Annotated in this window: 11 protein-coding genes and 1 pseudogene; 5 read left to right on the top strand and 7 right to left on the bottom strand. The window is 71.1% G+C overall.

What is annotated here, in order from left to right; translation table 11 throughout:
• Nucleotides 1-33: 33 nt before the first annotated feature.
• Nucleotides 34-1677 carry a ribosomal protection-like ABC-F family protein gene (gene abc-f, locus ACZ39I_RS10440; RefSeq protein ID WP_467244058.1) on the top strand — a complete coding sequence of 548 codons (1644 nt, stop codon included), beginning with the start codon at nt 34-36 and terminating at the stop codon, nt 1675-1677.
• A 59-nt stretch (nt 1678-1736) separates the two neighbouring features.
• Here the strand turns inward: abc-f and ACZ39I_RS10435 are convergent, their stop codons facing one another.
• The 3 genes from ACZ39I_RS10435 to ACZ39I_RS10425 all read right to left on the bottom strand — a co-directional run bounded on the left by ACZ39I_RS10435 (nt 1737) and on the right by ACZ39I_RS10425 (nt 5287).
• A complete protein-coding gene (locus ACZ39I_RS10435; RefSeq protein WP_467244056.1) occupies nt 1737-4103 on the bottom strand; it encodes a Tex family protein in 2367 nt (788 codons plus the stop codon).
• 94 nt (nt 4104-4197) lie between these two features.
• Nucleotides 4198-4329 (bottom strand): LPFR motif small protein, encoded by a 132-nt coding sequence (locus tag ACZ39I_RS10430; protein WP_467244054.1) that lies wholly within the window; start codon nt 4327-4329, stop codon nt 4198-4200.
• Nucleotides 4330-4417: 88 nt separating this feature from the next.
• Nucleotides 4418-5287 (bottom strand): SCO6745 family protein, encoded by an 870-nt coding sequence (locus ACZ39I_RS10425; protein ID WP_467244053.1) that lies wholly within the window; start codon nt 5285-5287, stop codon nt 4418-4420.
• Between the two features lie 113 nt (nt 5288-5400).
• Between ACZ39I_RS10425 and ACZ39I_RS10420 the strand changes: the two genes are divergently transcribed.
• Both ACZ39I_RS10420 and ACZ39I_RS10415 read left to right on the top strand, forming a co-directional pair.
• The gene (locus tag ACZ39I_RS10420) at nt 5401-6393 is read left to right on the top strand and encodes a GlxA family transcriptional regulator (RefSeq protein WP_467244051.1); all 993 of its coding nucleotides are present in this window, start codon (nt 5401-5403) and stop codon (nt 6391-6393) included.
• Between the two features lie 11 nt (nt 6394-6404).
• Nucleotides 6405-7040 (top strand): DJ-1/PfpI family protein, encoded by a 636-nt coding sequence (locus tag ACZ39I_RS10415; protein ID WP_467244050.1) that lies wholly within the window; start codon nt 6405-6407, stop codon nt 7038-7040.
• On the opposite strand, the gene ACZ39I_RS10410 is transcribed toward ACZ39I_RS10415, so the two are convergent.
• Nucleotides 7027-7785 (bottom strand): enoyl-CoA hydratase/isomerase family protein, encoded by a 759-nt coding sequence (locus tag ACZ39I_RS10410; protein ID WP_467244048.1) that lies wholly within the window; start codon nt 7783-7785, stop codon nt 7027-7029. The genes ACZ39I_RS10415 and ACZ39I_RS10410 overlap by 14 nt on opposite strands.
• Before the next feature lie 69 nt (nt 7786-7854).
• On the opposite strand from ACZ39I_RS10410, the pseudogene ACZ39I_RS10405 reads away from it, so the two are divergent.
• Together ACZ39I_RS10405 and ACZ39I_RS10400 are read left to right on the top strand one after the other, a co-directional pair.
• Nucleotides 7855-8497: pseudogene (locus ACZ39I_RS10405) on the top strand (HdeD family acid-resistance protein).
• 126 nt (nt 8498-8623) lie between these two features.
• Nucleotides 8624-9193, top strand: coding sequence for an ATP-binding protein (locus ACZ39I_RS10400; RefSeq protein ID WP_467244371.1), 570 nt, complete (start codon nt 8624-8626; stop codon nt 9191-9193).
• Nucleotides 9194-9208: 15 nt separating this feature from the next.
• On the opposite strand, the gene idi is transcribed toward ACZ39I_RS10400, so the two are convergent.
• From idi to galE, 3 genes are all read right to left on the bottom strand, one after another.
• Nucleotides 9209-9802, bottom strand: coding sequence for an isopentenyl-diphosphate Delta-isomerase (gene idi / locus ACZ39I_RS10395; RefSeq protein ID WP_352380732.1), 594 nt, complete (start codon nt 9800-9802; stop codon nt 9209-9211).
• Nucleotides 9803-10004: 202 nt separating this feature from the next.
• Nucleotides 10005-10946, bottom strand: a complete 942-nt coding sequence (locus ACZ39I_RS10390) for a cation diffusion facilitator family transporter (RefSeq protein WP_467244047.1) — start codon at nt 10944-10946, stop codon at nt 10005-10007.
• 138 nt (nt 10947-11084) lie between these two features.
• The gene (galE, locus tag ACZ39I_RS10385; protein WP_467244046.1) at nt 11085-12053 is read right to left on the bottom strand and encodes a UDP-glucose 4-epimerase GalE; all 969 of its coding nucleotides are present in this window, start codon (nt 12051-12053) and stop codon (nt 11085-11087) included.
• Between the last annotated feature and the right edge of the window lie 44 nt (nt 12054-12097).

Genomic DNA, 12097 nt, shown 5'->3' with positions numbered 1-12097 from the left:
GAAACCGCCGCCGCCGTTAGGATCGACGGTCTGATGACTGCCACCCTCGTCGCCAAGAACCTCGCCGCCGGCCACGGCGACCGTTCCCTGTTCAGCGGGCTCGACCTCGTCGTCGCGCCCGGAGATGTGATCGGCCTGGTCGGGGCCAACGGCGCGGGCAAGTCCACGCTGCTCAGGATGCTCGCGGGGCTGCTCGCGCCGGAGGAGGGGGAGCTCAGGCTCTCCCCGCCGACGGCCACGGTCGGGCACCTCCCGCAGGAGCCGGAGCGGCGCCCGGGGGAGACCGTGCGTGAGTTCCTCGCCCGCCGCACCGGTGTCGCCGAGGCCCAGCGGGTGATGGACGAGGCGACCCAGGCCCTGGTCGACGGGGCCCCGGGCGCCGACGACGCGTACGCCACCAGCCTGGAGCGCTGGCTCGACCTCGGCGGCGCCGACCTCGACGAACGGGCCGAGGAGGTCACCGACTCCCTGGGACTCGCGGTCGACCTGGACCTGCCGATGACCTCCCTGTCGGGCGGCCAGGCGGCCCGCGCGGGCCTCGCCTCCCTGCTGCTCTCCCGCTACGACGTCTTCCTCCTCGACGAGCCGACCAACGACCTCGACCTGGACGGCCTGGAGCGCCTGGAGCGGTTCGTGAAGGGCCTGCGTGCCGGCACGGTGGTGGTCAGCCACGACCGCGAGTTCCTCACCCGCACGGTCACCAAGGTCCTCGAACTCGACCTGGCCCAGCAGCGGATCACCCTCTACGGCGGCGGTTACGAGGCCTACCTGGAGGAGCGCGAGGTGGCCCGCCGGCACGCCCGGGACGACTACGAGGAGTTCGCCGACAAGCGGTCCGCCCTCCAGGACCGGGCGCAGATGCAGCGCTCGTGGATGGACAAGGGCGTGAAGAACGCGCGCCGCAAGGCGAGCAACGACAACGACAAGATCGGCCGCAAGTTCCGCAGCGAGGCCAGCGAGAAGCAGGCCGCCAAGGCCCGCCAGACCCAGCGCATGATCGAACGCCTCGATGTCGTCGAGGAGCCGCGCAAGGAGTGGGAACTGCGCATGGAGATCGCCTCGGCCCCCCGCTCGGGCGCGGTCGTGGCGACGCTGCGGGACGCCGAGGTACGCCAGGGCGACTTCGTCCTCGGCCCGGTGTCCCTCCAGATCGACTGGGCGGACCGGGTGGCGGTCACGGGCGCGAACGGGGCCGGAAAGTCCACCCTGCTCGGCGCCCTGCTGGGCCGGGTGCCGCTGACCTCCGGCCAGTCCTCCCTGGGCTCCGGCGTCCTGATCGGCGAGGTCGACCAGGCCCGCAAGCTCTTCCACGGCGAGGAGTCCCTGCTGGAGGCCTTCTGTGCGGCGGTCCCCGACACGGAACCGGCGGAGGTCCGCACCCTCCTGGCCAAGTTCGGTCTCAAGTCCGACCACGTCACGCGCTCGGCGGCGACGCTGTCCCCGGGGGAGCGGACGAGGGCGGCCCTGGCACTGCTGCAGGGCAGGGGAGTCAACCTCCTGGTCCTGGACGAACCGACCAACCACCTGGACCTGCCGGCCATCGAACAGCTGGAGTCCGCCCTCGACGCCTACGAAGGCACGCTGCTATTGGTCACGCACGACCGCAGGATGCTGGACGCGGTGAGGGTGAACCGTCGCTTGGAGGTCTCATCGGGCAAGGTGACGGAAGCGCCCTGAAGGGGGGCGGGGAACTGCGCGCCCAGCCACAACGGGCCCGCAGTTCCCCACGACCTGAGTCAGCGCTTGCCGTTCTTCGGATTGAGCAGCCCCGCCTTGCGCAACGCGTCAGCCATCGCACCGTTGGCCGGAGCAGGCGCCGCCTGCCGTTGCTGCCGCTGCTGAGGCGGCCGCCCACCCCGCTGCGGCTGACGACGCTCCCCACCGGAAGGCTTCGCCGCCGCTTCGTCGTCGAGCCGCAGCGTCAACGAGATCCGCTTCCGCGGAATATCGACCTCCAGCACCTTCACCTTGACGATGTCGCCGGGCTTCACCACATCGCGCGGATCCTTGACGAACGTCTTCGACAGCGCGGAAACATGCGCCAGACCGTCCTGGTGGACACCGACGTCGATGAACGCCCCGAACGCCGCCACGTTCGTCACGACCCCCTCCAGCACCATCCCGGAGACGAGGTCGGAGATCTTCTCGACGCCCTCCTTGAAGGTCGCCGTCTTGAAGGCGGGCCGAGGGTCGCGCCCCGGCTTCTCCAGCTCCTTGAGGATGTCCGTCACCGTGGGCAGGCCGAAGGTCTCGTCCACGAAGTCCTGCGGCCGAAGCGAACGCAGCGTCGCCGTGTTGCCGACGAGGGAGGCGACGTCCTGTCCCGCGGTCTTCACCATCCGCCGCACCACCGGATACGCCTCGGGGTGGACGCTGGAGGAGTCCAGCGGGTCGTGGCCGCCGCGGATCCGCAGGAAGCCCGCGCACTGCTCGTACGCCTTGGGGCCCAGGCGGGCCACCTTCTTCAGTTCGGTGCGGGCCTTGAAGGGGCCGTTGGCGTCCCGGTGGGACACGATGTTCTCGGCCAGCCCGGAGGTGATCCCGGAGACCCGGGCGAGCAGCGGGGCGGACGCCGTGTTGACGTCGACGCCCACGCCGTTCACACAGTCCTCCACCACCGCGTCCAGGGAGCGCGACAGCTTCACCTCGGACAGGTCGTGCTGGTACTGGCCGACGCCGATCGACTTCGGGTCGATCTTCACGAGCTCGGCCAGCGGGTCCTGGAGCCGGCGCGCGATGGACACCGCGCCGCGCAGTGACACGTCCATGTCCGGCAGTTCCTGCGAGGCGAACGCGGACGCCGAGTACACGGAGGCGCCCGCCTCGGACACCATCACCTTGGTGAGCTTCAGCTCCGGGTGCTTGGCGATGAGTTCACCGGCGAGCTTGTCGGTCTCGCGGGACGCCGTGCCATTGCCGATGGCGATCAGCTCGACCGCGTGCTCCCTGGCCAGCCGGGCCAGCTTGGCGATCGCCTCGTCCCACCGGTTGGCGGGGACGTGCGGGTGGATGACGTCGGTGGCGACGACCTTGCCGGTCGCGTCGACCACGGCGACCTTCACGCCCGTCCGGAACCCGGGGTCCAGGCCCAGCGTCGCGCGTGTGCCGGCCGGAGCGGCGAGCAGCAGGTCGCGGAGGTTGGCCGCGAACACGTTGACCGCCTCGTCCTCGGCGGCCGTCCGCAGCCGCAGCCTGAGGTCGATGCCGAGGTGCACGAGGATGCGGGTCCGCCAGGCCCAGCGGACCGTGTCCACCAGCCACTTGTCGCCGGGGCGGCCGCGGTCGGCGATGCCGAACTTCCCGGCCACGATCCCCTCGTAGGAGGATGGACCGGGCTGCTCGGACGGCTCCTCGGGTTCCAGGACGAGGTCGAGGACCTCCTCCTTCTCGCCGCGCAGCATCGCCAGGATGCGGTGCGAGGGCAGATTCGTGAAGGGCTCGGCGAAGTCGAAGTAGTCGGCGAACTTGGCGCCCGCCTCCTCCTTGCCGTCCCGCACCTTGGCGACCAGCCGCCCGCGCACCCACATGCGCTCGCGCAGCTCGCCGATCAGGTCGGCGTCCTCCGAGAAGCGCTCGGTCAGGATCGCCCGGGCACCGTCCAGCGCGGCCTGCGCGTCCGGGACGCCCTTGTCGGCGTCGACGAACGCGGCGGCCGCGGCGAGCGGCGCGACACCCGGGTCCCCGAGCAGGCCCTCGGCGAGCGGCTCCAGACCTGCCTCGCGGGCGATCTGCGCCTTGGTGCGCCGCTTCGGCTTGAACGGCAGGTAGATGTCCTCCAGGCGCGCCTTGGTCTCCGCGCCGCGGATCCGCGCCTCGAGCTCCTCGGTGAGCTTGCCCTGCTCGCGCACCGAGTCGAGGATCGCCGTCCGCCGCTCCTCCAGCTCCCGCAGATACCGCAACCGCTCCTCGAGCGTGCGCAGCTGCGCGTCGTCGAGCATCTCGGTCGCTTCCTTGCGGTAGCGGGCGATGAAGGGAACCGTGGAACCGCCGTCCAGCAGCTCCACGGCAGCCTTCACCTGCCGCTCCCGTACGCCGAGTTCCTCGGCGATCCTGCTTTCGATCGACCCTGCGCTGGTGGACCCGCTGGGCCCGGGTGTCGTCACGATCCCGTACCGCCTTCTCACTGAGGTTGCGCGGCAATTGTGGCAGGCGGCACCGACAGTGGGGGATCAGGGCGCGGTCATCAGGCCGTGGTCATCAGGCCCTGCTGCTCCTCGTGGAGCTGGACGCACCGCCGAAGAGCCGGGCCACTGCCCGGAAGGGCAGGGTCACCACGGTGGCGATGGCGCCACCGATCTGGCGCAGGACGTCTGCGATCGCGCGGAACATGTGTATCCCCTTTCCTCTCCCGGCCGCGACGACCGGGAAAGGAACGGGTACCTCCAAGACGGCCGGGCAATCTTCGTCGCCCCGTGTTTCAGTGCTTGCCGATCAGGTCCGCGGGATAGGCCCCCGCGGTCAACGCGGCCCGCGCGAACCCCACCGCGAGCTCTGTCAGCCGTCGTACGCCCTCGGCCCCGAGGTGCTCGTACGGGGCCCGGTCCAGGCGGTCTGTCTCCGCCTCGATCTCCTCCCGCAGGGCGACACCCCGCTCGGTCAGCTCACCGTCGGCGTCCAGCAGTCCGCGCTCCCGGAGCCGGCCGGAGGCCGCGTCCCACTCCTGGCGGGTCCACCCGCGGGTGGTGAACACCCATGACGGTGTCATGCCCCGGCCCGTCGCGGTGTGGGTCACCAGGGCCTCCAGACCGTCCAGCTCCGCGGACATCAGGGCGGCGAGATGTCCGTCGCCCCGGTGCTCGCGCAGCAGCGTCGCGGCGTGCCAGAACGCCAGGTGGGGCTCCAGGGGCACCGGCAGATCGGCGTGCGCGGAGTACAACGGGCGGGCGGCGCGCGAACAGGCTTCCGTGGCCCGCAGCGCGAGCCGCGCGGCCTCGGCCATCCCCTCCGACGCCACGGTCTCGTCGCCGAGCAGGCGGCGCAGGGTCGAGTCGACGGCACGCGCGCGTGCCGCCAGGACCTGTTCGGGCGTGGCGGTCCGCCACACGGCCGGCACGTGCTCGGCGACCAGCTCGTGCTTGTAGTTGTAGAACGCCGCCGTGACCGCCCCCGGACCGACCGGACCCAGCGCGGCGGCCCGCACCGCGAAGTTGACGGCCCGCGGATGGGTGACGCCGATCGCGGCCAGCTCCTTGTCCAGGTCGGGAGAGAAGTAGTGCGCCGCGTGCAGGGAGTTGAGCGGGTTGTGACAGCGGCGTCCGGCACGTGGTTCCAGGGCGGCAGTGGTCATGACGAGCAGGTTACCGACCGCTTGGTATCCGTTCGACAGGTGTGCTGGGCATGGCAGAAAAGGTGGGGAACTCGTCATTGCCGCCATCGCTCACCGCCCCAAGAATCAAGGGCATGGCCCAGCGAACCGTTCTCTTCGTCCTCTTCGACGGCGTGCAGAGCCTCGACGTCACCGGCCCACTGGAGGTCTTCGCCGGGGCCGAGCAGCTCACCCCGGGCACCTACCGCATCCGTACGGCCTCGCTCGACGGCGCTCCCGTACGCACCTCCAGCGGCCTGACCGTCGTACCGGACGAAGCCCTCGCGCGGGCGGATGCCCCGCACACCCTCCTCGTGCCCGGTGGCCAGGGCACCCGGCGCCCCGACGCCCGCATCGCCGACTGGCTGCGCGAGCACGGGCCGCGGGCCGAGCGCCTGGTCTCGGTGTGCACCGGCGCCATCCGGCTCGCCGAGGCGGGGCTCCTGGACGGCCGCCGCGTCACCACGCACTGGGCGTACTGCGACAAGCTCGCCCGTGACCACCCGGCCGTGGAGGTGGACCCGGACCCGATCTATGTGCGCGACGGACACGTGTCCACGTCCGCCGGCGTCACCTCGGGGATCGACCTCGCGCTCGCCCTGGTCGAGGAGGACCTGGGCCGGGACGCCGCCCTCGCCATCGCCCGCCACCTGGTCGTCTTCCTGCGCCGGCCCGGCAACCAGGCACAGTTCAGCGCCCAGCTCGCCGCCCAGACCGCCCAGCGCGAGCCCTTGCGCGAGGTCCAGCTGGGGGCACCTCCCACGCCCTTAAGGCAGTGGGGGAGGATCACCGAGCACCCCGCCGACGACCTCAGCGTCGAGAGCCTCGCCGCCCGGGCCCGCCTCTCGCCCCGCCACTTCGCCCGCGCCTTCCAGACCGAGACCGGCATGACACCGGGCCGGTACGTCGACCGGGTCCGGCTGGAACACGCCCGCCGCCTCCTGGAGGACACCTCCGACGGCATCGAGGAGATCTCCCGCGCCAGCGGCTACGGCACCCCCGAGGGCATGCGCCGCGCCTTCGTCAAGGCCCTCGGCACGGCCCCCTCCGAGTACCGCCGCCGCTTCCACCCGACCCCGGCCCGCTGAAAGGACTCCCTGTGCAGATCGCCATCGTCCTCTTCGACCGCTTCACCGCCCTGGACGCCGTAGGACCGTACGAGACCCTCGGGCGCCTGCCGGACTCCGAGGTCGTGTTCGTCGCGGAGGAGACCGGCCCCGTGCGCACCGACACAGGCAGGCTCGCCCTCACCGCCGACCGGACGTTCGCCGAGGTGCCGAACCCGGACATCGTGATCGTGCCGGGCGGTCCCGGGCAGACCCCGCAGATGGAGAACACGGTGCTGCTCGACTGGCTGCGCGCCGCCGACGCCACCAGTACCTGGACCACGTCCGTGTGCACCGGCTCCCTGCTGCTGGCGGCCGCGGGTCTGCTCCGGGGCCGCCGCGCGACCTCCCACTGGCTGGCCCTGGACTTCCTGGAGCAGTTCGGCGTCGAACCCACGGGGGAGCGGGTCGTGTTCGACGGGAAGTACGTCACCGGGGCGGGTGTCTCCGCCGGCATCGACATGGGGCTCACGCTGCTCGGCAGGATCGCGGGCGACGAACACGCCCAGGCCGTACAGCTGTTGACCGAGTACGACCCACAACCGCCCTACGACGCCGGTTCGCCCCAGAAGGCGCCCGCGCACCTCGTCGAGGAGTTCCGCTCCAAGAGCCGCTTCATCCTGACGTAGTCCAGGTGAAGCGCGGTGCCCTGCGCTCGAGGAACGCGGCGACCCCCTCCGCGGTGTCGCCGCTGCCCCGCGCCTCACGGCTCCAGTACGCGTCCCGGTCCGTGCGGCCGTTCGCGAACTCCTTCGCCGCGGCCTGCGTGAGCTGCGAACGGGATGCCAGGATTCGCGTGAACTCCCTGACCCGCTTGGCCAGTTCACCCGAAGGCAGCACCTCGTCGACCAGGCCCGTACGCAACGCCCGCTCCGCGTCGATCAACTCACCGGAGAACAACAGGTACTTGGCGGTGGCGGGACCGACCAGCGACACCAGTCGCCGGGTGGAGGACGCCGGATACACGATTCCGAGCTTCGACGGCGTCACCCCGAACAGCGCGCCCTCCTCGGCGAACCGCAGATCGCACGCCGCGGCGAGCTGCGAACCGCCGCCCACACAGTGCCCCCGGACCGCCGCCAGCGTCGGCTTCGGAAACGCGGCGAGGGCCTCCTCGGCACGCACCGCGAGCCCCTGCGCCTCCTCGGGCGATTCACGCAGCGTGGAGATGTCCGCGCCCGCACAGAACGTCCCGCCCTGACCGGTCAGCACGAGCGCCCGGACGCCCGGATCGGCGGCCAGCGTCTCAAGGAGCGGCGGCAGCGCCCGCCACATCGCGGCCGTCATGGCATTGCGCTTGGCCGGATGGTGCACTACGACGGTAGCGACCGAGTCGGTGACGGTGTGCAGCAGCTGCGGCTCCGGGAGCTCCATGCGTCGGATGCTAGCCCCACGCCCCGACCGTACGATCAAGAAGGGGCCCGCAGCGCGAGGAGGGCCCGCATGACAGTGCACAAGGCGGAGAACCCCGAAGCGGCCAAGCTGAGCCGCGGTTTCGGCTGGCTGGCGGTGCTGGGCGTGATCCTGGTGATCGCCGGACTCGTCGGGCTGATCTACACCGGGGTGGCCACGCTCACCTCGATGATCCTCTTCGGCTGGCTCCTGCTGATCGGCGATGGGGGCACCGCCCGGTCGAGCGAAGTCGAGACTGGGGGAGGTCGGACTCCTGCACGCGGTCCAGGCCCGGGACTCCAACTTCTTCTGGCTCGGTGCCGTGGTCGCCGCCCTGAACATCGCGGCCGGCGTGGTCGTCATCGGGCGACCGGAGGCGGCGGCAGCGGCACTGACCATGTTCGCCGCGCTGCTCTTCCTGACCGGCGGGGTGTTCCGGCTGGCCGGCAGCCTGGTGGTGCGCGGACCGCAGTTCGGCTGGACGCTCGTGCAGGGCGCCTTCGACCTGCTGCTCGGCATCCTGGTACTGGCGTCCTGGCCGAGCAGCAGCAAGTACGTGATCGGCTGCTTCTTCTCGCTCGCCCTGCTCTTCGACGGCCTCGGCCTCGTCGCCACCGGCTTCGGGGGACGCAAGGTCGTCGGCATGGTCACCGAGCGGCAGGAGGCGGCCGCGAAACCGACACATCTTGAGTAGTTCCGAGCGGAAACGGTCAGAGCCACTCGATATGCGCTGACTTCTGTTCAGTACGGCGGGCCGGGGTGACATGCTGCCAACACTCGACGTGTGGTGACAATCGAGCGCAAGGGTGGCGACCGAAGAATGGACGACCATGGGCGTGGGTCCGGCCCTCGCCCAACGGACAGCGGAGAAGACCCCCTCGAACCGGACCCTCTCGAACAGGATCCCCTCGGCCCGGATCCCCTCGGACCGGACTCCCTCGACCCGGGCGCACCGGACCCGCTGCCGTACGAGGGCGTGTGGCGGTTCACCGCCCCCGCCGTCGACGCGTCGGTCCCGCAGGCGCGACACGCCGTACGGGACCTGCTGTACCGCCAGGGCGTGCCCGTCTCGGACGATCTCGTCCAGGGCCTCCTGCTGATCGTGTCCGAGCTCGTCACGAACGCCGTTCGGCACGCGGCCCTGCTCTCGCCGATGCTCGCCGTGGAGGTGGCCGTCGGCGCGGAGTGGGTGCGGGTGTCCGTGGAGGACAACCACCCCTACCGGCCGACCGCCCTGGAGACCGACCACAGCGGCGAGGGAGGCCGGGGACTGCTCCTGGTCCGCGAGATCACCCGGGAGGCGGGCGGAGTCTGCGACGTCGAGCACACGGCCAGTGGCGGCAAGGTGATCTGGGCCGCCCTGCCGCTCATGGCCGTGCGCGTGCCCTGAGCGCCGGAGAGTCGCTCACCAGCCGGCGGACGGGCCCGTCAGCTCCCTGACCGCGGGACGGGCCGCGTCCAGCACCGTCATGAACCACGCCGAGAAAACGTCCTTCGCGTGCCGCTCCGCCAGCTCGTCCGGGGTCACGAAGGCGGTCGTGGCGACCTCCTCCGGGTCCGGTGCGAGCGAGGACTGCACCATGCCGACGAAGAGGTGGTTGTACTCCTGCTCGACCAGGCCCGAGTCCGGGTCCGGGTGGTTGTAGCGCACCGTGCCCGCCTCGGCGAGCAGCGACGGGGAGACACCCAGCTCCTCGTACGTCCGCCGGGCCGCCGCCGCGAAGGGCGCCTCGCCCGGGTAGGGGTGGCCGCAGCAGGTGTTGGACCACACGCCGGGGGAGTGGTACTTGCCCAGCGCGCGCTGCTGGAGGAGCAGCCGACCGCGCTCGTCGAAGAGGAACACCGAGAAAGCACGGTGCAGTTGTCCCGGGGGCTGGTGGGCGGCGAGCTTCTCCGCGGTGCCGATCGTCACACCGTGCTCGTCGACCAGTTCCAGCAGGATCGCGTTCGCGGCGCCGTTCGACGGAGTGTGCGTCGTGGTGGCAGGTGTGGTCGGCATACCCATCCTTCACATCGGTCTTCGCGCCCCAAGTGTGCCGCACGGATCGGGCACTCCCGGCAGTTGATCGTGCCCGGCGCGGCGGGCGGGGAACCGCTCGGGGCGGTGCTGTGCGGTGGAGGACGCGAAGGTGCGCCGGATCGCTGCATTCCGTCAGAACGGGCGTTTCATGCACCGTACACGTGTGTCACTGGTACACCCGTCAGTGGCACAGCCGTGCCTCGTGTTCCGCGTGCCCGCTCGGTTCCAGCTGGAAGGTGCAGTGCTCCACGTCGAAGTGGTCGCCGAGACAGTTCTGGAGCTCGTGCAGCATCTTCTCGTGGCCGATCGCGCTGAGCACGTCGGAGCGCACAACCACGTGCGCGGACAGCACCGGCATCCCCGAGGTGATCGTCCAGGCGTGCAGGTCGTGGACGTCCTCCACGCCGTCCAGGGCCAGGATGTGCATCCGCACCTCCGTCATGTCGACGTCCTTGGGTGCCGACTCCAGCAGGACGTCGAGGGTCTCGCGCAGCAGCTTGACGGTGCGCGGCACGATCATCAGGCCGATGACGAGCGAGGCGATCGGGTCGGCGGCCTGCCAGCCCGTGGTCAGGATCACCGTCGCCGCGATCAGTACCGCGAGCGAGCCCAGCGCGTCTGCCGCGACCTCCAGGAAGGCCCCGCGCACGTTCAGGCTCTCCTTCTGACCGCGCATCAGCAGCGTCAGCGAGATCATGTTCGCGACCAGGCCGATCGCACCGAACACGATGGTCAGCCCGCCCTCGGTGTCGGCCGGCGTGACGAACCGCTGGATCGCCTCGTACAACACGTAGCCGCCGACCCCGAGCAGCAGCAGACAGTTCGCGAGGGCGGCGAGGATCTCGGCGCGGGCGTACCCGAAGGTGCGGTTGCCGGTCGCGGGGCGGTTCGCGAAGTGGATCGCGAGGAGGGCCATGCCGAGACCCAGCGCGTCCGTCGCCATGTGTGCCGCGTCCGCGACCAGGGCGAGGGAGTCCGCGACGATGCCGCCGACGATCTCGACCACCATGACGGTGAGCGTGATCGACAGCGCCACCCGCAGCCTGCCGACGTACGCCGCCGTCGCCGTACCGCCGGTCGGCGCATGCGAGTGCGCGTGCCCGTGATCGTGCCCTGCCCCCATGGAAGCCGCCTCCTGCGCGTCGATCCGGAACACCCGTCCGGGATCACAGTGAACTACGCCCTGGGGGTATCCGGCAACGCGGCACTGAACACCGTTGTCATATGCCTGACCTGCGGAAACGAACCGCAGGTCAGGACCTCAGTGGTGGTGCAGCAGCCATCCGTGCCAGGCGGACTCGATCATCTCGCGCACCCCTCGCCGCGCGCTCCACCCGAGCGTCTCGGCGGCCAGCGCGGCCGAGGCCACCGACACGGGCGCGTCCCCGGGGCGCCGGGGCTCCACGACCGCGGGCCGTCGGTCTCCGGTCACCTCGCCGATCACCGTGACCATCTCGCGTACGGAGACGCCCTCGCCACGACCGATGTTGACCGTCAGGTCACCGCTCCGTCCGCCTTCCGACAGCCGCCGGGCCGCCGCGAGATGCGCCTCGGCGAGATCGGACACATGGATGTAGTCACGGACGCAGGTGCCGTCCGGCGTCGGATAGTCGTCGCCGAAGATCCGCGGCGCCTCGTCGCGGGTGAGGCGGTCGAAGACCATGGGCACGATGTTGAAGACACCGGTGTCCGCGAGCTCCGGCGCCGCGGCCCCGGCGACGTTGAAATAACGCAGGCAGACCGTGGAGATCCCGTGTGCCTGCCCGGCCGCCCGCACCAGCCACTCCCCGGCGAGCTTCGTCTCGCCGTAGGGGTTCACGGGGGCGCACGGCGTCTCCTCCGTGATCAGTTCAGCCGCGGGATTGCCGTAGACCGCCGCCGAGGAGGAGAAGAGGAAGCGCTCGATCCCGGCCTCCGCGACCGCCTCCAGGAGGGTCGCGAGACCGCCGACGTTCTCCTGGTAGTAGCGGGTCGGCTGCGCCACCGACTCGGCGACCTGCTTGCGCGCCGCGAGATGCACCACACCCGTCACCGCGTGCTCGGCCAGCACCCGCTTCAGCAGGCCGCCGTCCAGCGAGGAGCCCCGCACCAGCGGCACGTCGGCGGGCAGCCGCGCGGGCACCCCCGCCGACAGGTCGTCCAGGACGAGCACCCGCTCCCCGGCCCCCGTCATGGCCCTCGCCACATGCGCCCCTATGTACCCGGCACCGCCGGTGATCAGCCACGTCATGGTCGCCCACCCTATGCCGAGGCACCCGGACCCCCGCGATGTCC

The organism is Streptomyces sp. NPDC024687 (genome assembly GCF_055559055.1).
The sequence above is the reverse complement of the archived record's forward strand: the minus strand, read 5'-3'. Positions and strand labels throughout refer to the sequence as shown.

What these genes read in the sequence shown, in the direction of transcription:
- abc-f (WP_467244058.1), top strand. Translation starts at nt 34, where the DNA reads ATGACTGCCACCCTCGTCGCCAAGAACCTCGCCGCCGGCCACGGCGAC.
- ACZ39I_RS10430 (WP_467244054.1), bottom strand. Translation starts at nt 4,329, where the DNA reads ATGTTCCGCGCGATCGCAGACGTCCTGCGCCAGATCGGTGGCGCCATC.
- ACZ39I_RS10425 (WP_467244053.1), bottom strand. Translation starts at nt 5,287, where the DNA reads ATGACCACTGCCGCCCTGGAACCACGTGCCGGACGCCGCTGTCACAAC.
- ACZ39I_RS10420 (WP_467244051.1), top strand. Translation starts at nt 5,401, where the DNA reads ATGGCCCAGCGAACCGTTCTCTTCGTCCTCTTCGACGGCGTGCAGAGC.
- ACZ39I_RS10410 (WP_467244048.1), bottom strand. Translation starts at nt 7,785, where the DNA reads ATGGAGCTCCCGGAGCCGCAGCTGCTGCACACCGTCACCGACTCGGTC.
- ACZ39I_RS10400 (WP_467244371.1), top strand. Translation starts at nt 8,624, where the DNA reads ATGGACGACCATGGGCGTGGGTCCGGCCCTCGCCCAACGGACAGCGGA.
- idi (WP_352380732.1), bottom strand. Translation starts at nt 9,802, where the DNA reads ATGCCGACCACACCTGCCACCACGACGCACACTCCGTCGAACGGCGCC.
- ACZ39I_RS10390 (WP_467244047.1), bottom strand. Translation starts at nt 10,946, where the DNA reads ATGGGGGCAGGGCACGATCACGGGCACGCGCACTCGCATGCGCCGACC.
- galE (WP_467244046.1), bottom strand. Translation starts at nt 12,053, where the DNA reads ATGACGTGGCTGATCACCGGCGGTGCCGGGTACATAGGGGCGCATGTG.